The organism is Streptomyces abikoensis (genome assembly GCF_014648775.1).
Classification (GTDB): domain Bacteria; phylum Actinomycetota; class Actinomycetes; order Streptomycetales; family Streptomycetaceae; genus Streptomyces; species Streptomyces abikoensis.
Genome location: NZ_BMRT01000010.1, coordinates 86211 through 106781 on the forward strand (window position 1 = coordinate 86211; position 20571 = coordinate 106781).

General features: G+C 72.1%; 17 protein-coding genes and 1 pseudogene. 9 read left to right on the top strand and 9 right to left on the bottom strand.

Annotation, left to right across the window (positions count from 1 at the left end):
* Position 1: 1 nt before the first annotated feature.
* Positions 2–724, bottom strand: a pseudogene (locus tag IE096_RS26625) (TadA family conjugal transfer-associated ATPase); the annotation flags it as partial.
* Entirely contained in the window at positions 721–1830 is a 1110-nt protein-coding gene (gene ssd / locus IE096_RS26630; protein WP_189455932.1) for a septum site-determining protein Ssd, read from the bottom strand. The pseudogene IE096_RS26625 and the gene ssd, both read right to left, overlap by 4 nt.
* A gap of 450 nt (positions 1831–2280) precedes the next feature.
* On the opposite strand from ssd, the gene IE096_RS26635 reads away from it, so the two are divergent.
* Positions 2281–3123: an HAD family hydrolase gene (locus IE096_RS26635; RefSeq protein WP_189455934.1), complete on the top strand. Its 843-nt coding sequence runs from the start codon at positions 2281–2283 to the stop codon at positions 3121–3123.
* A 359-nt stretch (positions 3124–3482) separates the two neighbouring features.
* On the opposite strand, the gene IE096_RS26640 is transcribed toward IE096_RS26635, so the two are convergent.
* A complete protein-coding gene (locus IE096_RS26640) occupies positions 3483–4304 on the bottom strand; it encodes a Fic family protein (RefSeq protein ID WP_189455936.1) in 822 nt (273 codons plus the stop codon).
* 101 nt (positions 4305–4405) lie between these two features.
* Between IE096_RS26640 and IE096_RS26645 the strand changes: the two genes are divergently transcribed.
* Positions 4406–5398 carry an ATP-binding protein gene (locus IE096_RS26645; RefSeq protein WP_189455939.1) on the top strand — a complete coding sequence of 331 codons (993 nt, stop codon included), beginning with the start codon at positions 4406–4408 and terminating at the stop codon, positions 5396–5398.
* Here IE096_RS26645 and IE096_RS26650 read toward each other — a convergent pair.
* Positions 5379–6599 (bottom strand): polysaccharide deacetylase family protein, encoded by a 1221-nt coding sequence (locus tag IE096_RS26650; RefSeq protein WP_189455941.1) that lies wholly within the window; start codon positions 6597–6599, stop codon positions 5379–5381. The genes IE096_RS26645 and IE096_RS26650 overlap by 20 nt on opposite strands.
* 296 nt (positions 6600–6895) lie before the next feature.
* Here IE096_RS26650 and IE096_RS26655 point away from each other — a divergent pair, with 296 nt between their 5' ends.
* From IE096_RS26655 to IE096_RS26680, 6 genes are all read left to right on the top strand, one after another.
* On the top strand, positions 6896–8878 hold the full coding sequence (locus IE096_RS26655; protein WP_189455943.1) for a carbonic anhydrase: 1983 nt from the start codon (positions 6896–6898) through the stop codon (positions 8876–8878).
* Positions 8879–9140: 262 nt separating this feature from the next.
* Positions 9141–11108: an acetate--CoA ligase gene (gene acs, locus IE096_RS26660; protein ID WP_189455945.1), complete on the top strand. Its 1968-nt coding sequence runs from the start codon at positions 9141–9143 to the stop codon at positions 11106–11108.
* 220 nt (positions 11109–11328) lie between these two features.
* Complete coding sequence (gene nhaA, locus IE096_RS26665; RefSeq protein WP_229820633.1) at positions 11329–12726, top strand: Na+/H+ antiporter NhaA; 1398 nt, start codon at positions 11329–11331, stop codon at positions 12724–12726.
* Positions 12727–12827: 101 nt separating this feature from the next.
* Positions 12828–13286, top strand: a complete 459-nt coding sequence (locus IE096_RS26670) for a phage holin family protein (RefSeq protein WP_189455949.1) — start codon at positions 12828–12830, stop codon at positions 13284–13286.
* Complete coding sequence (locus IE096_RS26675; protein WP_189455951.1) at positions 13283–14278, top strand: alpha/beta fold hydrolase; 996 nt, start codon at positions 13283–13285, stop codon at positions 14276–14278. The genes IE096_RS26670 and IE096_RS26675 overlap by 4 nt, the downstream gene beginning before the upstream one ends.
* A 97-nt stretch (positions 14279–14375) precedes the next feature.
* Positions 14376–14594, top strand: a complete 219-nt coding sequence (locus tag IE096_RS26680; RefSeq protein ID WP_189455953.1) for a hypothetical protein — start codon at positions 14376–14378, stop codon at positions 14592–14594.
* 165 nt (positions 14595–14759) lie between these two features.
* Here IE096_RS26680 and IE096_RS26685 read toward each other — a convergent pair whose 3' ends face one another.
* The 3 genes from IE096_RS26685 to nth form a co-directional block, all read right to left on the bottom strand.
* Complete coding sequence (locus tag IE096_RS26685; RefSeq protein ID WP_189455955.1) at positions 14760–15959, bottom strand: MarP family serine protease; 1200 nt, start codon at positions 15957–15959, stop codon at positions 14760–14762.
* 93 nt (positions 15960–16052) lie between these two features.
* Entirely contained in the window at positions 16053–16769 is a 717-nt protein-coding gene (locus IE096_RS26690) for an NUDIX hydrolase (protein ID WP_229820652.1), read from the bottom strand.
* Between the two features lie 83 nt (positions 16770–16852).
* Complete coding sequence (gene nth, locus IE096_RS26695; protein WP_373298208.1) at positions 16853–17734, bottom strand: endonuclease III; 882 nt, start codon at positions 17732–17734, stop codon at positions 16853–16855.
* A 250-nt stretch (positions 17735–17984) separates the two neighbouring features.
* Here nth and IE096_RS26700 point away from each other — a divergent pair, with 250 nt between their 5' ends.
* Positions 17985–18659, top strand: coding sequence for a Crp/Fnr family transcriptional regulator (locus IE096_RS26700; RefSeq protein WP_004939715.1), 675 nt, complete (start codon positions 17985–17987; stop codon positions 18657–18659).
* A 98-nt stretch (positions 18660–18757) separates the two neighbouring features.
* On the opposite strand, the gene IE096_RS26705 is transcribed toward IE096_RS26700, so the two are convergent.
* Both IE096_RS26705 and IE096_RS26710 read right to left on the bottom strand, forming a co-directional pair.
* Positions 18758–19588 (bottom strand): MBL fold metallo-hydrolase, encoded by an 831-nt coding sequence (locus tag IE096_RS26705; RefSeq protein ID WP_189455960.1) that lies wholly within the window; start codon positions 19586–19588, stop codon positions 18758–18760.
* On the bottom strand, positions 19585–20490 hold the full coding sequence (locus IE096_RS26710; RefSeq protein WP_189455962.1) for an NUDIX hydrolase: 906 nt from the start codon (positions 20488–20490) through the stop codon (positions 19585–19587). Before IE096_RS26710 ends, IE096_RS26705 begins: the two co-directional genes overlap by 4 nt.
* Positions 20491–20571 lie beyond the last annotated feature (81 nt).

Genomic DNA, 20571 nt, shown 5'->3' on the forward strand with positions numbered 1-20571 from the left:
AACCGGTGCCCTCCTGGTTGGCGGGGCGGGTCTCCAGCCGCACCACATGCGGATGGTCCGGGCGCAGTTCGGCGGAGTCCTCGGCGAGGACGATCCGCTCGTCGGGCGCGACCAGCCCCAGCAGGGTGGACAGCAGAGTGGTCTTGCCCGAGCCCGTGCCGCCGCTGATGACGAAGGAGAGCCGGGCGTCGAGGACGGCGCGCAACAGCCGCTCCCCGCCGGGCGGCAGCGCCCGCGCCGCCACGAGCTCCGCCAGGGCGAAGGCACGCGGCCGGACGACGCGCAGCGAGAGACACGTGGAGCCGACGGCCACAGGCGGCAGGACGGCGTGCAGGCGTGTGCCGTCCGGGAGGCGGGCGTCCACCCAGGGCCGGGCGTCGTCGAGCCGGCGTCCGGCGATGGCGGCGAGGCGCTGGGCGAGGCCGCGGACCGCCGCCGCGTCGGGGAAGGTCACATCGGTGCGCTCCAGGCCCGCGCCCCGGTCGACCCAGACCCGGTCGGGGGCGGTGACCAGGACGTCGGTGACGTCGGGCGCCGCCAGCAGGGGCTCCAGAGGGCCCGTGCCCACCAGCTCGGAGCGCAATCGGGCCGCCACGCCGAGGACTTCGGCGTCGCCCAGGAGCCGTCCCTCCCGTCGCAGCGCCTCGGCGACCCGGGCGGGGGTCGGCTCCGCCCCGCTCTCCGCCAGCCGTAGCCGTACGGCGTCCAGCAACGCGAGGCTCATGCCGGCACCCCCTCGGCCTCGGGGAGCGCCCTGGCCCAGAATTCCGCGCTGAAGCGGGCCAGCGGCCCCCGCTCGACGCCGCCCGGCGGACGGCCGGCGTCGAGCGCGTCCGACAGACCGGGCTCCAGGGGAAGTTCACCCGCGAGGGGGATCCCCAGGAGGCGGGCGATCTCGTCCGCCTCCAAGCCGGAACCGAACGGACCGCGCACGACGGCCCGCAGATCCCTCAGCAGCATGCCCAGTGTCGAGGCCACCCGGTGGGCGGCGGCGACGGCCCGCAGTTCGGCGGGGACCACCAGCAGCCCCAGGTCGAGCTGTTCCAGGGCTTCGACGGCGGGCTCGTCCAGCCTGCGCGGCAGATCCACGACCACGACTCCGCCGCGCCGCCGGGCGGCGGCGAGGACGGCGCGCATCGCCTCGGGCGGGACGGCCGTGCAGTCGCCCCGGTCCCAGCTCAGGACGCGCAGGGAGTGCAGTTCGGGCAGGGCTTCCTCCAGCGCCTGTCCGGCCACTCGCCCCCGTGAGTCCGCGAAGGCGGGCCAGCGCAGCCCCTCGGCCCTCTCCCCGCCCAGCAGGACGTCGAGGCCGCCGCCCAGGGGATCGCCGTCGATGAGCATGGTGCGCCGCCCGGCGCGGGCCGCGCCCACGGCCAGGGCGCAGGCCAAGGTGCTGGCCCCCGCGCCGCCGCGGCCGCCGACGACGCCCACTGTCAGCGCCGGACGGCCCACTCCCTCGACGGCGTCGGCGATCCGGTCGACGAGCCAGCCTTCCCCTTCGGGCAGCAGGGCCACCTGTCTGGCGCCGATCGCGACGGCCCTGCGCCAGACACCGGGGTCGTCGGGATCGCGGCCGACGAGCACCACGCCCTCGCCGCGGGCGGCGGCGCCGAGTCCGGCTGCGCTGTCGTCGCCCACCAGGACCAGGGGCGCGGCGTCCCAGCCGGCTCCCCGGGCGGCCGGGCCGTGGACGACCTCGGGCACGGCGCCCGCTGCGGCGCACAGCCTCAGCAGATCGTCGAGCAGCGCCTCGTCCTCCGTGACGATCAGCGGGCGCCGCTGCTTGCCGTCCCCGGAAGCGGGCCGATCGGACGTGCTGGATCCGCTCACGGTCTCTCCCCTCTCACTCCACGCTCTCGTCTCCGCGAACGTCGCGGAACTCGCGGGGAATCACCGTGCAGCGAACCGGGAAATCGTGTGGATCTTGGTCGAAAACTGTGGACAACTCAACGGTTGTGAATATCCCGCTCACCTATACCGGTGACTTCCGGAGAGCAGCATGGCGATTACGCTGCGTAACAGGTATGAAGGGGGGAGGTCACGCGCCCGACGGGGCGGACGAGGAGGAGGGAGGCCCGATGGCGACGAGCGAAACGCATCCGGACATGCGACGACCCCCGCCGGGGGGGAGAGCGGGGGTCGTCCCCACGGCCGACTCGGGGGGGGAGGAGTCGGGCCGGGTTAGACACGGTCGCGAACGATCCGTGACTTCCATGGTGTACCCGAGAGCCTTCTCAGGCAAACCCACACGCCTCAGCTTACGCCGAATGGAGGGCCCCTATGCTCGGCGGCGTGGAAAACCACTCCTTGCCTCGGACAGCCGCGTTCTTTGATCTGGACAAGACGGTCATTGCGAAGTCGAGCACGCTCACCTTCAGCAAGTCCTTCTACCAAGGCGGCTTGATCAACAGGCGCGCCGTGTTGCGTACCGCCTATGCGCAGTTCGTCTTCCTGGCCGGCGGAGCCGACCATGACCAGATGGAGCGGATGCGTCAGTATCTCTCCGCCCTCTGCAGGGGCTGGAATGTCCAGCAGGTCCGCGAGCTCGTGGCCGAGACCCTCCACGAGCTCATCGACCCGATCATTTACGACGAGGCCGCCTCGCTCATCGAGGAACACCACACCGCCGGACGGGATGTGGTGATCGTGAGCACCTCGGGCGCCGAGGTCGTCGAGCCGATCGGCGCCCTGCTGGGCGCGGACCGGGTCGTCGCCACCCGGATGGTCGTCGAGGACGGCGCCTTCACGGGGGAAATCGAGTACTACGCCTACGGCCCCACCAAAGCCGAGGCCGTGCGCGAGCTGGCCGCCTCGGAGGGATACGACCTCAGCCGCTGCTACGCATACAGCGATTCGATCACCGACATTCCGATGCTGGAGGCGGTCGGCCACCCTCATGCCGTCAATCCCGACCGGGCGTTGCGCCGCGAAGCGGTGTCCCGCGACTGGCCGATCCTCTCCTTCAACCGGCCCGTGCGCCTGAAGCAGCGCATTTCCGCACTGTCCATGCCCTCGCGTCCGGCACTGTTCATGGCCGCAGCGATCGGCGCGGCGGCGGCCACGGCGGGGTTGATGTGGTTCGCCAATCGCCGCCGTGACCATGTCCGCCTTGCCCGCTTTTGAAGCTAAAAGCAAAAGAACAGTGGCTTACGCTTCCGCTTCTGCGGCGACAGGAGTAGAAAGGACTTAACGGCCCGCGAGACCAGGGACATCCGGGAGGACGCCCCTCACGCACCAAGGCCCCACGGACCGAGCATGAAAGCCGGGCACCCACGCGACGCCGACCCGTCGATTACGGGCCAGCCGCACCAGGTAGCGGGCGAAGTCCCCGGCCTGATGGGCGAATTTCGTGCACGCATGGTAACCCGGCGGACGTGCCAGCGGCGGTACCGGAGCAGTACGGGTACCGCCGCAACCCATGTTCGCCACAAGGGTGATGAGGCGAACCGGAGGCCGGCCACGGCCGGCCCGGAGGCCGCCGGTCAGGCGGCGCCGCGCTGAAGCGCCTCGCACACCGCCGTGCTCTCCCGCACCCCCAGCTCGACGGCACGGCCGCAGTGCGCGATCCAGGCCGCCAGGCCCTCCGGCGTCCCCGAGACATAGCCCTCGAGCGCGGCCGCATAGGCATCCCGGCCCTGCTCGGCATGGCCCACCTCGGCCGGGCAGATCGCCTTGGGGTCCAGCCCGCTGCCCACCAGCACGATGCGCTCGGCCGCCCGCGCGACCAGGCCGTTGTGCGAGCCGAACGGCCGCAGGGCGAGCAGTTCGCCATGGACCACGGCCGCCGTTACCAGCGCCGGGGCCGCACTGCCCGCGATGAGCAGGCCCGCCAGCCCCTCCAGCCGCCCCGCGACCTCGTCCGCGCCCGGCAGCGGCAGCTCGACCAGCGGCTCCACCACCGGCTCACCGGCCAGCCGGGGCCGTCCGACCGAGGCGTCGGGCCGGTCGCCACCGGCGGCCACCAGGTGCAGCCGGGCCAGGACCCGCAGCGGGGACTGGCGCCAGACGCTCAGCAGTTGGCCCGCCTCTGCGGTCAGCCGCAGCGCCGCGCCCACCGTGCGCGGCTCCCCCTCACCGCCGAAGTCGGACCGGCGGCGCACCTCTTCGAGGGCCCAGTCCGCGCCGGACAGCGCGGCCGAGCCCCGAGCGGCGCGCAGCGCCGCCTCGGCGGTGATCTCAGTGCTCCGGCGGCGCATCACCCGGTGCCCGTACACCCGGTCCACCGCCTTGCGTACGGAGTCCACGGAGTCGGCAACGCCCGGGAGCGAGCCCAGGGCGGCAAGCGGATCGGCTGTCGTACTCATGGGTAAGACACTACGCACTTCGGGTCTACACCCCCCGAAAGAGTGGTCCTCTTCACTCACGACTCTCACTTAGCGCACCCCTGCACCTACTCTTGGTGAACATGAAGATCGCTTTCGTGGGGAAGGGCGGCAGCGGCAAGACCACGCTCTCCTCCCTGTTCATCCGCCACCTCGCAGCCGACCGCGCCCCCCTCATCGCCGTGGACGCGGACATCAACCAGCACCTGGGCGCGGCGCTCGGGCTCGACGAGGTGGATACCGCCACGCTGCCCGCGATGGGGGCACGGCTTCCCTTGATCAAGGACTATCTGCGCGGCGACAACCCGCGCATCGCCTCGGCGGAGACCATGATCAAGACGACCCCGCCGGGCAACGGCTCACGGCTGCTGCGCGTCACCGAGGACAATCCGGTCTACGAGGCGTGCGCCCGTAGGGTGACGCTGGACGACGACGCGTCCGTCCGGCTGATGGTCACCGGCCCCTTCACCGATTCCGACCTGGGCGTCGCCTGCTACCACTCGAAGGTCGGCGCGGTGGAGCTGTGCCTGAACCACCTCGCGGACGGGCCGGGCGAGTACGTGGTCGTCGACATGACGGCGGGCAGCGACTCCTTCGCCTCCGGGATGTTCACCCGTTTCGACATGACCTTCCTCGTCGCCGAGCCCACTCGCAAGGGCGTGTCCGTCTACCGCCAGTACAAGGAGTACGCGCGGGACTTCGGCGTCGCGCTGAAGGTCGTGGGCAACAAGGTGCAGGGGCAGGACGACCTCGACTTCCTGCGTGCCGAGGTGGGTGAGGACCTGCTCACGACGATCGGTCACTCCGACTGGGTGCGGGCCATGGAGAAGGGCCGACCGCCCCGCTTCGAGCTGCTGGAAGAGGCCAACCGCCAGGCGCTGCGCGTCCTGCGCGAGACCGCGGACGCCTCCTACGAGCGACGCGACTGGCGGCGCTACACCCGCCAGATGGTCCACTTCCACCTCAAGAACGCGGAGAGCTGGGGCAACGCCAAGACGGGCGCCGATCTCGCCGCGCAGGTCGATCCCGCGTTCGTGCTGGACGAGGCGCTGCTGGCTACCGCGCAGCCCGTCTGACGGCGGCGCCGGGGAACCGCGCCCAGCCGTTCTTCGGCGCCTTGCCGATCTCCAGCTCGCGCAGGTCCGCGAGCAGCCGGGGGTCCTGGGCGTCCAGCCAGTCCGCCAGCTGCTTGAAGGAGACACAGCGCACGCCCTCTTTCGGGCAGACCTTTTTGATGACGCTCTCGACGGCGCGCATGTACGTGCCGCCGTTCCAGGACTCGAAGTGGTCGCCGACGAACAACGGGGCACGGTTGCCCCGGTACGCCCGCTGGAAGCCGGCCATCAGGCCGTCGCGCATCTGCCTGCCCCACACCTCCCGCCGGTCGGGGTCGCCCGCGGTCGTACCGGACTGGTTGGCGAGGAAGTTGTAGTCCATCGACAGCGTCTCGAATCCGCGGCCCGGAACGGGGATGTCCTGCAGGGGGAAGTCCCAGATGCCGCGGATCTTCCGGGGCCAGACCTGCCGTCCGCCGATGGAGCTCGCGTCGTAGCGGAAGCCCATGGCCTTGGCCGCCGGGATGAGGTTGCGCTGGCCCTCCAGGCAGGGCGCCCGCCCGCCGACCAACTCCTTGCCGTAGTCGAACGGAAGGGGTGGCTCCGACCTGAGCCCGGCGTTGGTCCGCCAGTGCCTGACGAACGACTCCGCCTGCCGGATCTCGCTCATCCACTCCTTGCTGCTCCAGGTGCCGACGCCATCGTGGGCGCCGCAGAAGTGGCCGTTGAAGTGGGTGCCGATCTCATTGCCCTCGAGCCAGGCGGCGCGCATCTGCGCCACGGTGTGCCGCACGCCTTCGACGTCGTTGAAACCGATGTCGGAGGCGCCGGCGGGGTGCCGGGGCGGATCGTAGAGCTTCCTCTTGGCGGTGGGGAGCATGTAGACGCCGCTGAGGAAGTAGGTCATGGTCGCGTGGTACTTCCTGCCGACGGCGCGGAAGTGGGAGAACAGCTTCTGCTCGTCCTCGCCCGCGCCGTCCCACGAGAAGACGACGAACTGCGGCGGCCGCTCACCGGGGTGGAGGCGGCGCGGGACGGGCTGGCCGGGCTGAGGGCCGGTCTCGGCGGTGGAGCCGTCGCCGATCAGCCGGACCGGCCGCCCGGCCGGGTGCGGGCGGGCCGGCGCCCGCCGCCCGCCGGCGGGGGCGTCGGGTGTCGCGGCCCCCGAGGCCAGCGCCAGGGCCGTCAGGCCGCCGAGCGCGATTCTCCATGCAGCAGCCATGAGCCACCTCGCCGTTCGATTCGCCTGTCCGGCGGGGCGGGCAGGCGTTCAAGCGACGCCACCATCGCATGGGGTCAAAACTGAACAAAGGAGGCAGGCATTTAAAAATACTTATTCGCTCGTTCAGGGGAAGGGTCCGGGCATTCCCTCGCCGGTCCTTTACTCTGCATTACGATCCGTTTACCGAGAGTTGATGGACGCCTGTCCGTCGCAGCCGCTCCCGCCGCTGCCCGCCGTGACCACGGCCGCGCATCCAGCGCGACCGCGCCGCCCCGACGATGAAGACGGGACCGACGATGCCCCCTCAGCAGATCCAGCAGACCCCGCCCTCCCCGGCGCTCCGCCAGGACGGTCACCGCGAGCCCAGCGGGCGGAGCCGGTCCGCCTGGTCCCGGGATCTCCCCACCTCTGCCGCCGTCACCCTGACCGCCGTTCCCCTCTCCCTGGGGATCGCCCTGGCGGCGAGCGTCCCCCTCCACGCCTGCCTGATCGCGGCGGCCGTCGCCGGAATCGCCGGAGCGGTGTTCGGCGCCGCCCCGGCCCGGGCCGGGGGCACGGCCGCCTGTCTGGTGCTGGTGACCGCCGAGCTGGTCCAGCGCCAGGGCTGGCAGGTCACCTGCGGGGTCATCGCGCTCGTCGGGCTGGCGCAACTCGCCCTCGGCGCCCCAAGAGTGGCCCGTATGGCGTCGGGGTTCAGCCCAGCGGTCGCGCGCGGGATGCTCGCCGGAGTGGGAGCGACGATCGTCCTCGGCGAGGCGCCCGTCGTCCTGGGCGCCGGTCCTCAGCCCTCCGCCCTGGCCGGGCTCCGGGCCCTGGTCGCGGAGTTGACGCGTCCACAGCCCGCCGCGCTCTGGGCCGCTGCCGTCACAGCGGTGGTGCTGGCGGCCTGGCCCCGGCTGCCCGGCGGGGCGGGGCGGCTGCTGCGGCTCGTCCCCGCTCCGTTCGCCGCGCTCGCCCTGGCCATGGGCGCGAGCCTCTCCCTGGACACCCCCCGGATCTCCTTCGCTCCCTGGGAGTCACGAGTGCTGCCCGGCCTGCCGGACGGCCCGGTGCTCGGCATCTTCGCGGCCGTCCTGACGCTCACGCTCGCCGCGAGCGCGCAGTCGCTGCGCTCCCTGCTGCCGGTGCCCGTCCAGGAGTGGCTGCGCCCTCGGGGCGCGGAGCCCTCCGGCTCCGCATGGCTCGGGTCCCACGCGGGCGCGGCGGTGTGCGCCGTCTGTGTGTTGCTGTGTGCGGGGCTGCCGACGGCGGTGCCGGAGCTGGTCCCCCTGTCCGCGGTGGCCACCCTCGCCGTCGCGGCCGGGCTGAGGGCGGCGGATCTCGCCCAGGTCAAGCAGTTGTCGCGACACAGGGAGTTCCCCATGTACGTGGCCACGCTCGGGTCGGTGCTGCTGCTGGGAGTACTTCAGGGCGCCGTGGTGGGCATGGTGATCGCCGCGCTGCTCTCCCTGCCCGGGGTCGTACGCACCCTCCGGGGCGGCAGGCCCGTCGCGGATCCCACCGGTTCCACCGCCCACCGCCCCTGGACTCCTTGGCGCCATCGCGCCCCCGCGCCCCACGCCGGCGAGGAGGCCGAGCCCTGCGAGACCGGGCGACTCCTCGGCGGGGTGAGCACCTTCCAGCGCGACACCGCCCCACTGGTCCGCGACGAGCTGGCCAGGCTCGCCCGTGAAGGACAGCGCCCCAGCCAGCTCTTCCTCACCTGCGCCGACTCCCGGCTGGTGACCAGCATGATCACCTCAAGCGGCCCCGGCGATCTGTTCACCGTGCGCAATGTCGGCAATCTGCTGCCCCCGCCCGGCGACGACGGAAGCTGCGACTCGGTCGGTGCCGCCGTGGAGTACGCCGTGGAGGTGCTCAAGGTCGGCAGCATCACCGTCTGCGGGCACTCGGGATGCGGTGCGATGCAGGCCCTGCTGGATCTGTCCGCCTCCCCCGCCGGCCTCGGCATCGTCTCCGGCCAGACGCCGCTCACCCGCTGGCTGCGGCACGGCCGGCCCAGCCTCGCCCGTATGCAGCGGATCGGCCGGCTGGGGCGCGGGGAGGTGGCGCTGGCCGACCGGCCCGTCGCGGATGACGTCGAGCGGCTGGCGCTCGTCAACATCCTGCAGCAGCTCGACCATCTGATGGCTCACGCCTGTGTCGCCCGCCGGGTGGCCGAAGGATCGCTGCAACTCCAGGGCATGTACTTCCATGTGGGCGAGGCCCAGGCCTATGTCCTGGACCGGCGTTCGCGCACCTTCACCGCCGTACGGCCCGCCGTCCTGGACGCCGTATGACCGCCCCCGCCCCTTGCGTCCACCCCGGCGCCGTCCCGCCCGGTTCAGAACCTCCGCTCAAAGCCTCGCCCGGCGCCGCCTCGCAGCGCTCCGGTCCACCGCCCCCGGCGCGCCCCGGAGGCCGCACCACCCCCTCTGACCTCGGCACATCAACTTTCCATAAGGTCTAAACCACTTTTTGTCCACACCCCTTGTCAGGGTGCGTCCCGGCCTGATGAGCTATGGCCGGGACGTAACGAGCCCCCTGGGAAAGGGAGATGTCGTGAGCAACGAAAGCCTGGCCAACCTTCTGAAGGAGGAGCGCCGCTTCGCACCGCCCGCCGGTCTGGCCGCCGAGGCCAATGTGACCGCCGAGGCGTACGAGCGGGCGAAGGCTGACCGGCTGGGCTTCTGGGCCGAGCAGGCCCGCCGCCTGAGCTGGGCGACCGAGCCGACCGAGACCCTCGACTGGTCGAATCCGCCCTTCGCCAAGTGGTTCGCCGACGGCAAGCTCAACGTGGCGTACAACTGCGTCGACCGCCATGTGGAGAACGGCCTGGGCGACCGTGTCGCGCTGCACTTCGAGGGAGAGCCCGGCGACAGCCGCTCGATCACCTACGCCGAGCTGCAGCGCGAGGTCTCCCGCGCCGCCAACGCCCTGCTGGAGCTGGGCGTCCAGGCGGGTGACCGCGTCGCCATCTACCTGCCGATGATCCCCGAAGCGGTCGTCTCGATGCTGGCCTGCGCCCGCATCGGCGCCCCGCACTCGCTGGTGTTCGGCGGCTTCTCCGCCGACGCCCTCGCCACCCGGATCAACGACGCCGACGCCCGCGTCGTCATCACCGCCGACGGCGGCTACCGGCGCGGCAAGCCCTCCGCGCTCAAGCCCGCGGTGGACGAGGCCCTCACCCGCCCCGGCACCGAGAACGTCCGCAGCGTTCTCGTCGTCCGCCGCACCGGCCAGGAGGGCATCGGCTGGACCGAGGGCCGCGACGTGTGGTGGCACGAGCTGGTCGAGCGCCAGTCCGACCAGCACACCCCCGAGGCGTTCGACGCGGAGCACCCGCTCTTCATCCTCTACACCTCCGGCACCACGGGTAAGCCCAAGGGCATCCTCCACACCACCGGTGGCTACCTCACCCAGGCGTCCTACACCCACCACGCCGTCTTCGACCTCAAGCCGGAGACCGATGTCTTCTGGTGCACCGCCGACGTCGGCTGGGTCACCGGCCACTCGTACATCGTCTACGGCCCGCTGAGCAACGGCGCCACCGAGGTGCTCTACGAGGGCACCCCCGACAGCCCGCACCAGGGCCGCTGGTGGGAGATCGTCCAGAAGTACGGCGTCACGATCCTCTACACCGCCCCCACCGCCATTCGCGCCGCCATGAAGTGGGGCGACGACATCCCCGCCAAGTTCGACCTCTCCAGCCTGCGGATCCTGGGCTCGGTCGGCGAGCCCATCAACCCCGAGGCGTGGGTCTGGTACCGCAAGCACATCGGCGCCGACACCACCCCCGTCGTCGACACCTGGTGGCAGACCGAGACCGGCACCATGATGATCAGCCCGCTGCCCGGGGTGACCGAGACCAAGCCGGGCTCGGCCCAGGTCCCGCTCCCCGGCATCTCCGCCACCGTCGTCGACGACGACGGCAACGAGGTGCCCAACGGCCACGGCGGCTACCTCGTCCTCACCGAGCCGTGGCCGTCCATGCTCCGCACCATCTGGGGCGACGACCAGCGCTACCTCGACACCTACTGGTCCCGCTTCGAGGGCCGCTACTTCGCGGGCGACGGCGCCAAGAAGGACGAGGACGGCGACATCTGGCTCCTCGGCCGCGTCGACGACGTCATGCTCGTCTCCGGCCACAACATCTCCACCACCGAGGTGGAATCCGCCCTCGTCTCCCACCCCAAGGTCGCCGAGGCCGCCGTCGTCGGCGCCACCGACCCGCAGACCACCCAGGCCATCTGCGCCTTCGTCATCCTGCGCAGCGGCGTGGACGCCGAGGCCGAGGGCCTCACCGAGGAACTGCGCGCCCACGTGGCCAAACAGCTCGGCCCGATCGCCAAGCCCAAGCGGATCCTGCCCGTGGCCGAACTGCCCAAGACCCGCTCCGGCAAGATCATGCGCCGCCTGCTCCGCGACGTGGCCGAGAACCGCACTCTCGGCGATGTGACCACCCTGACCGACTCCTCGGTCATGGACCTCATCCAGGCCAAGCTCCCCGCCACGCCCAGCGAGGACTGAGCGCGAAAAACCTCCGCGTAACCGCAGGTCAAAGCCCTGCGGGGGAAGGGCATCCGACAGCACACCGGGTGCCCTTCACTCTTTCCGGCTAAGGTAAGTACTTGTCGCGTCAATATTGCGACAAGAATCTAGGGCGCGCCGGGAAGTCTGGTCGGCAACACAGCACACGTGTATGCGGGTGTTTTCAGACCGTCAGACCGACCCCAGGAGGTCCACCACCGTGGCCGCGTCCAAGAACCAGCGTTCCGTCTTCCTCGGCAGGCTCTCGCTGCCCGAACGGAACTATCTCGCGGACGCGCTGCGCACCGAGACCGTGGGCGGCGTCCTGCTGCTCGTCGCCGCCGTCGCCGCGCTGATCTGGGCAAACACCCCGGTGCGGGAGAGCTACGAGACCGTCCGCTCCTTCCACCTCGGCCCCGGCAGCCTCGGGCTGAACCTGTCCGTCCAGCACTGGGCGGCCGACGGACTGCTCGCGGTCTTCTTCTTCGTCGCCGGCATCGAGCTCAAGCGCGAGCTCGTCGCGGGCGAACTGCGCGACCCCAAGGCGGCGATCCTGCCCGTCGTCGCGGCGCTGTGCGGCATGGCCATGCCCGCGATCGTCTACGCCCTGACCGCCTCGGCCGGGGGTGGCTCCCTGGGCGGCTGGGCCGTGCCCACCGCCACCGACATCGCCTTCGCCCTGGCCGTGCTCGCGGTCATCGGCACCGCGCTGCCGTCCGCCCTGCGCGCCTTCCTGCTCACCCTCGCCGTCGTCGACGACCTCTTCGCGATCCTCATCATCGCGGTCTTCTTCACGTCGAAGCTGAACTTCGCCGCCCTCGGCTTCGCCGTCGTGGGCCTGGCCGTCTTCTGGCTGCTGCTGCGCAAGGGCGTACGCGGCTGGTACGTCTACGTCCCGCTCGCGGTCGTCAACTGGGCGCTGATGTACAACAGCGGCGTCCACGCGACCATCGCCGGCGTCGCCATGGGCCTGATGCTCCGCTGCACCCGCCGCGACGGCGAGGAGCACTCCCCCGGCGAGCACATCGAGCACCTGGTGCGCCCGCTGTCGGCGGGGCTGGCCGTGCCGCTGTTCGCGCTGTTCTCGGCGGGCGTCGCGGTCTCCGGCGGAGCGCTGTCCGACGTCTTCTCCCGGCCCGAGACGCTGGGCGTGGTCCTCGGCCTGGTCGTCGGCAAGGCCGTCGGCGTCTTCGGCGGCACCTGGGCGGCGGCGCGTTTCACCAGGGCCGAGCTCAATCCGGACCTCAAGTGGCCCGACGTGCTGGCCGTGGCCTCCCTGGCCGGGATCGGCTTCACGGTGTCCCTGCTGATCGGCGAGCTCGCCTTCAGCGGCGACGCGGTCCTCACCGGTGAGGTCAAGGCGGCCGTGCTCGTCGGTTCGCTGATAGCCGCCGTCCTCTCCGGCACTCTCCTCAAACTGCGCGACAACAAGTACAAGAGGCTCTGCGAGGAAGAGGACCGCGACGAGGACGAGGACGGTATCCCGGACATCTACGAGCAGGACAATCCCGACTACCACCTGCGCATGGCCGCGAAGTACGAGGCCAAGGCGGCCGCGCACCGCAAGCTGGCGGAAGTGGCGGCAGGGCGCACCACCAGCGACGACGGTCCGGCATGATCTGAGAGTCTTTACATCCGCGGTGCGCTCCCCGTATGGCCCGGACCAGCCGGACCGGAGCCCCGCGGCGGACGAAGCCGATGACGATGAGGGAGCAGGCGATGAGCGCAGCCGACGACGGCGCGAACCGCAGCCTCGGACAGCTGGTGGCACAGGCCACCACCGAGCTGTCCGCGCTGGTGCACGACGAGATCGCACTGGCCAAGGCCGAACTGCGGCAGGACGCCCGGCGGCTCGGCATCGGCGGCGGCGCCATCGCCGCGGCCGGTGTCCTGGCGCTCTTCTCGCTGCCGGTCCTCAGCTTCGCGGCGGCCTACGGCATCCACAACCTCGGGCTCGGGCTCGCCTGGTCGTTCCTGATCACCGGTGGCGCGTACCTGGTGATCGCGGCGGTGCTCGGGCTGCTGGCCGTGGCCAAGTTCAAGAAGATCAAGAAGCCGGAGAAGACCATCGCCTCGGCGAAGGAGACCGCGGCCGTGCTGGGCACTGTCAAGCCGCACCCGCGTCCTCTGGCCGACACGAGCCAGACGGACGCATCTGTGACACGCTCGACCGTATGACGGTGCCCGATACCTCCGCAGCGCCCGCGTCCCCCGAACCCGGCCGGCCCGCGACGCCCGCGGCCCCGGCAGCGGCGGCCTCGCCCGCCGCGGTCGTCCGGGCGGAGGGCCCGTGGACCCACCGGGACGTCGCGGCGAACGGGGCCCGGTTCCATATCGCCGAGATGGGCGAGGGACCGCTGGTGCTGCTGTTGCACGGCTTTCCGCAGTTCTGGTGGACGTGGCGGCATCAGCTGCCGGCCCTCGCGGAGGCCGGGTTCCGTGCGGTGGCGATGGACCTGCGCGGCGTCGGCGGCAGCGACCGCACGCCCCGGGGTTACGACCCCGCGAACCTCGCCCTCGACATCACGGGGGTGGTCCGCTCCCTCGGCGAGCCGGACGCCGCCCTCGTCGGCCACGACCTGGGCGGGTATCTGGCCTGGACCGCGGCCGTGATGCGGCCCAAGCTGGTGCGCCGGCTCGTGGTCTCCTCGATGCCGCACCCGCGCCGCTGGCGGTCGGCGATGCTCGCCGATCCCCGGCAGACCGCGGCGAGCTCCCACATCTGGGGCTTCCAGCGGCCCTGGCTGCCCGAGCGGAGACTGCTCGCGGACGACGCGGCGCTGGTGGGGCGGCTGATCCGGGAGTGGTCGGGGCCCCGGCTGCCGGACGACGAGGCCGTCGAGACCTACCGCCGGGCGATGTCGATCCCCTCCACGGCGCACTGCTCGATCGAGCCGTACCGGTGGATGGTGCGGTCCATGGCCCGCCCCGACGGCATGCAGTTCAACCGCCGGATGAAGCGGCCCGTCCGGGTGCCGACGCTGCATCTGCACGGGTCCCTCGATCCGGTGATGCGGACGCGCAGCGCGGCGGGCTCCGGCGAATATGTGGAGGCCCCCTACCGCTGGCGGCTCTTCGACGGGCTGGGCCACTTCCCGCACGAGGAGGATCCGGCGGCGTTCTCGGCCGAGCTGATCGGCTGGCTGAAGGACTCCGAACCGGATCGCTGAAACACCCGTCCACCGAACGGCCACTTGCCTCCCGCATAGGCCAATTGCCGGACCCAAGGGCGATTACCGACCTTTGGGCCCGGGCAGAGCTTCCGGTATGGGCTGGACGCACGACTACCGTGACGTGACGGACGTGACCGATGTGACGCAGGAGCGCGGCGCCGACGGCGATGCCGCGCTCGTGGTCACGGAGGCACTCGAGCCGGGCAGGCACGGGCCACAGGCCGGGCCCGACCCGAGGATGGGCATTCCACGCATCATCCGCCGGCGTGCGCGCTGGATGTCGGCGAGGCTGCGGCACCCCCGCAGCCGCTAGCGGCCCCGTCACCCGAGCACCCACACGTACACAGAGAACCACCCCGGGGACCACCCGAAGCGCTGCCGGAGCGCCCCCGCGCCCTGACAACGCGCCCGACGCGCCCTCGCACGCCCCAGCACGCCCTTGCGCGCCCGTGTACCGCGCTGTGACGGCCCGGGTGGGTCAGAGGGCGCAGGACTGGGTGTTGACCCTGCCTGCCGCCGTACGGCCGTCCACGACGTCCTGGTGGACCTCGTCCGCGGTGAGCGCGTAGCCGGTGTCGGCGTCGTCGAGGGACTTGGCGAAGACCACTCCGTAGACCTCGCCGTCCGGCGTGAGCAGCGGGCCGCCGGAGTTGCCCTGCCGGACGGTGGCGTAGAGGGAGTAGACGTCGCGGCGGACGCTGCCGCGGTGGTAGATGTCGGGCCCGTTGGCCTGGACCCGGCTACGGACGCGGGCGGCGCGCACGTCGTACGAGCCGTTCTCCGGGAAGCCCGCGACGATCGCGCTCTTGCCCGTCTCCGCGTCGCCCTGGGCGAAGGACAGCTCGGGGGCCTCCAGCGAGGGCACGTCGAGGACGGCGATGTCGCGCTTCCAGTCGTAGAGGACCACGCGCGCGTCGTGGAGGCGGCCCTTGCCGCCGACCTGCACGGTGGGCTCGTCGACCCCGCCCACCACATGGGCGTTGGTCATGACCCGGTGCGGCGCGAAGACGAAGCCGGTGCCCTCCAGGACCTTGCCGCAGCTGGGCGCGTTGCCCACGACCTTGACGATGCTGCGCTGGGCCTCGGCGGCGACGGGGCCGCCCGCGAGCCCGGGGTCGGGGGCGGGCACGGAGGTGATGGGCTCGGCGGAGAACGGCGCGAAGACCTGCGGGAAGCCGTTCTGCGCGAGGACCGTGCTGAAGTCCGCGAACCAGGTGTTGGTCTGCGGGGGCACCACCCGGGCGACGCCCAGCAGCACCTTGGAGCCGCGGACCTCCCGGCCCAGCGTGGGCAGCGTCGTACCGGCGAGGGCGGAGCCGATCAGCCAGGCGACCAGCAGCATGGCGGCGACGTTGACGACGGCGCCGCCGGTGGCGTCCAGCGCGCGGGCCGGGGACCAGGTGATGTGGCGGCGCAGCTTGTTGCCGAGGTGGGTGGTGGCGGCCTGGCCCACGGAGGCGCAGAGGATGACGAGGGCGACGGCCGCGACGGCCGCGATCGTGCCCGGCTCGGCGTCGTCGGTGGCGCTGTCCCAGATCACGGGCAGCGCGTAGACGGCGGCCAGACCGCCGCCGAGGAAGCCGATCACCGAGAGCACGCCGACGACGAACCCCTGGCGGTAGCCGATGACCGCGAACCACACGGCGGCCACCAGCAGCACGATGTCCAGCACGTTCACCGAAGGATGCCTCGCATTGATGCCTCGTATGGATGTCGTCGTGGCCGACTTGATGTCGTCGTGGCCGACGGAGGGGCCACCGTCTCATGCCCGTCAGGAATGACGGTCCAGCGGGACCTCCCGATCGCGGTCCCAGGGCCGCTCCCAGCCCGCGTAGTGGAGGATCCGGTCGATCACTCCGGCCGTGAAGCCCCACACCAGGGCGGTGCCCACCTTGAAGGCGGGGCCCCGGTGACCGCTGGGGTGGACGGCCATGGCGCGGTGCGCGGGGTCGGTGAGGTGGGAGACGGGGACGGTGAAGACGTGAGCGGTCTCCAGCGGGGAGACCGGCGCGACGGGGCTGGGCTCGCGCCACCAGCCCAGGACGGGCGTGACGACGAAGCCGCTCACCGGGATGTAGAGCCGGGGCAGCACGCCGAAGACCTGCACCCCGGACGGGTCGAGCCCGGTCTCCTCCTCGGCCTCGCGCAGCGCGGCCCGCACCGGACCGTCACCGTCCGGATCGCCGTCCTCGGGGTCGAGGGCGCCGCCGGGGAACGACAGCTGCCCGGCGTGCGAGCGCAAACCACCGGCCCGCTCCAGGAGCAGCAGCTCGGGGCCCCGCGCGCCCTCGCCGAAGAGGATGAGCACGGCGGACTGCCGCCCGCCCGTCTCCGGCGGGAGGAACCGGCTGAGCTGCCGCGGCTCCACCGTGCGCGCGGCGCGCTCCACCGGCTCCAGCCACTCGGGCAGCCCCCGCGCGGTGACGGTGACCGCCGGGGCCCCCGCGATCCCGGTCTCCCCCGTGCCCGCGCCGTACGTGCTCGCCATCCGTCTCCCCCGGTGTTCGTCGGCCGCGCCCCGGTCCTGCGGGGCGCGGTCCCGTGCCATGCGGTTCTGCGGCGTGCGCTCGGTCACTCGGCTCCCAGGGGGCTCGCGGGCAGGCCCGGATAGTCCGCCGGGGGCTTGAGGCGCTGGCCCGGCCGCCCGCCCATCTCGTACTTGAGCAGCTTCTTCGCCTTCTCCGGGTCCGTCTCGCCCTCTCCGTACGACGGGCAGAGCGGGGCGATCGGACAGGCGCCGCAGGCGGGCTTGCGGGAGTGGCAGACACGGCGGCCGTGGAAGATCACGCGATGCGACAGCATCGTCCACTCGCTCTTCGGGAAGAGCGCGCAGACATCCGCCTCGACCTTCTCCGGATCCTCCGCGTCCGTCCACTTCCAGCGGCGGACGAGGCGGCCGAAGTGGGTGTCGACGGTGACGCCGGGCACTCCGAAGGCGTTGCCCAGGACGACGTTGGCGGTCTTGCGGCCGACGCCGGGCAGCGTGACCAGATCCTCCAGCCGGCCGGGCACCTCGCCGCCGAAGCGGTCGCGGAGGGCGGCGGAGAGGCCTATCAGGGACTTGGCCTTGGCCCGGAAGAAGCCGGTCGGCCGGATCAGCTGCTCCAGCGTCTCGGGGTCGGCGGCCGCCATGTCCTCCGGTGTGGGGTAGGCGGCGAAGAGCGCGGGCGTGGTCTGGTTGACCCTCAGGTCGGTGGTCTGGGCGGAGAGGACCGTGGCGACCAGGAGCTGGAACGGATTCTCGAAGTCCAGCTCGGGATGGGCGTACGAATAGACCTCGGCGAGCTCACGGTTGATCCGGCGGGCGCGGCGCACCAGCGCCGTCCGCGACTCGGCCTTCGCGGCCGCCGGTTTCTCCGCCGGCTTTCCCATCGACTTCTCCACCGACTTCTCCACCGGAGATTTGTTCGTTTTTGTGGATTTCGTCTTCTTCGCGGCGGGGCGTTCGCCCACAGCGGAATCACGGGCCGCGCTCACCCTTCCGGCCCCCCTGCCCTGTGCTCTCACCGGCGTATTGGACACCCGGCCAGACTAAAGCCCAGCACTGACATCCGCCCCGACCGCAGGAAAACCACAGCCCAATCGGACCCCTGCCGTAGGGCTCCGGGCGACGATGCGCCACACTTGTGTTTGATCACACAGTTTTACCGACGGGCATCATGGGGACCACGGTCCTCTGTGCATGTCGACAAGGAGAGAACTCGTGGACGACGTTCTGCGGCGCGCCCCGCTGTTCGCGGCGCTCGATGACGAGCAGGCCGCTGAGCTGCGCGCCTCTATGGGCGAGGTCACCCTCGCGAGGGGCGACGCCCTGTTCCACGAAGGGGACCCCGGCGACCGCCTCTACGTGGTGACCGAGGGCAAGGTGAAGCTCCACCGCACCTCGCCCGACGGCCGCGAGAACATGCTGGCGGTCCTCGGCCCCGGCGAGCTGATCGGCGAACTGTCCCTCTTCGACCCGGGCCCGCGCACCGCCACCGCGACCGCGCTCACCGAGGTCAAGCTGCTCGGTCTCGGCCACGGCGACCTCCAGCCCTGGCTCAACGCCCGGCCCGAGGTCGCCACCGCCCTGCTGCGCGCCGTCGCCCGCCGGCTGCGCCGCACCAACGACTCGATGTCGGACCTCGTCTTCTCCGACGTCCCCGGCCGTGTCGCCAAGGCCCTGCTCGACCTGTCGCGCCGCTTCGGCGTCCAGTCCGAAGAGGGCATCCACGTCGTGCACGACCTCACCCAGGAGGAGCTCGCCCAGCTGGTCGGCGCCTCCCGTGAGACCGTCAACAAGGCCCTCGCGGACTTCGCGGGCCGCGGCTGGCTCCGCCTGGAGGCCCGCGCCGTGATCCTGCTGGACGTGGAGCGCCTCGCCAAGCGCTCCCGCTGACGCGGAGCCCACGACAGACGGGCCGGGCCGTGTGGGGTGCGATGCGCACCCCACACGGCCCGGCCCAGTCGTTTCCAGGCACCTACGGGCGGGCCCCGTCAGATCAGCCCGTGCTCGTCCAGGTAGTCCAGCTGCGCCCGCACCGAGAGCTCGGCCGCCGGCCACAGCGCGCGGTCGACGTCCGCGTAGACCGCCGCGACGACCTCCTCCGCCGTGCGGTGGCCGTTCTCGACGGCCGTCTCCACCTGGGCCAGCCGCTTGGCCCGGTGCGCGAGGTAGTACTCGACCACGCCCTGGGCGTCGTCCAGGACAGGGCCGTGCCCCGGCAGCACCGTCCGCACGCCCTCGTCCACGGCGAGCGCGCGCAGCCGCCGCAGCGAGTCGAGGTAGTCGCCGAGACGGCCGTCCGGATGCGCGACGATCGTCGTGCCCCGGCCCAGCACCGTGTCGCCCGTGAGGACCGCGTCGTCCGCCGGCAGGTGGAAGCAGAGGGAGTCGGCCGTGTGGCCGGGTGCGGAGATCACGTGCAGCTCCAGCCCGCCCGTCGTGACGACGTCGCCCACACCGAGCCCCTCGCCGCCCAGCCGCAGCGCCGGGTCCAGGGCCCGCACCTTGGTGCCCGTCAGCTCCGCGAACCGGGCCGCGCCGCCGGAGTGGTCGGCGTGGCCGTGCGTCAGCAGCGTCAGCGCGACGCGCAGCCCCGCGGCCTCGGCTGTGTCGACGACCCTCCGCAGATGGGCCTCGTCCGCCGGCCCCGGGTCGACCACGACGGCCAGCTCCGAACCGGGCTCCGCGAGGATCCAGGTGTTGGTGCCGTCCAGCGTCATCGCGGACGGGTTGGGCGCGAGCACACAGGTCGCCCGGGCGGTCGCGGGGCCGCCGATGGCGCCGGGGCGCGGGTGTCCGGGCAGATCGGTCGTGTGCGTCATGCGTCGGCTCCCGAAGGTCCAGGGGCGATGTGCTCGGTGTCATGTTTGGCGGCGACGTGTTTGGTGAACTCGTCGTGGCCGGGCCAGCTCAGCACGATCTCTTCCCCGACGAGCCGCGCCCGCGCCAGTACGGGCGTGAGATCCCGGGCACCCGAGGCGGCCAGCACCTCGTCGACGGTGCCATAGGGGCTCAGCGAACGCAGCGTGGAGATGGTCGGCGGCATCATCATCAGCTCGCCCCTGTCGTAGCCGGCCGCAGCCTCGGCGGGTGCCGTCCAGACGGTGCGGTCGGCCTCCGTGGAGGCGTTGCGGGTGCGCTGCCCCTCGGGCAGCGCGGCGACGAAGAACCACGTGTCGTAGCGACGCGGTTCGAACTCCGGGGTGATCCAGTGCGCCCACGCCCCCAGCAGATCGCTGCGCAGGACCAGGCCGCGCCGTTCCAGGAGCGCGGCGAACGACAGCTCACGGGTGACCAGCGCCGCCCGGTCGGCCTCCCAGTCGTCCCCCGTGGTGTCCGCGACGACCGTGTCCGGGGTGGGGCCCGCCAGCAGCACGCCCGCTTCCTCGAAGGTCTCGCGGACGGCGGCGCAGACGATGGCCTGCGCCCCGGCGGCGTCGGTCCCCAGTCGCCGGGCCCACTCCTCGCGGGCCGGACCGGCCCACGGCACGTCGCGCTCGTCGCGCGGGTCGACGGAGCCCCCCGGATACGCGTACGCGCCTCCGGCGAATGCCATGGAGGCGCGTCGGCGCAGCATGTGAACGGCGAGGCCGCCCTCCCCGGCACGCAGCAACAGGACGGTGGCGGCACGGCGCGGCGCCACGGGCCGGAGCTCGCCCCGGGTGAGCGCTCTGATCCGGTCCGGCCACTCCGGCGGGTACCACTGGCCGTTCGAAGTCGACATGGCCGGATGCTATGCGCTCACGCCCGGATGTTCGAGAGGGACGATCAGCCCCGAACCCCGGCTCAGACCCGGACCTCGCCC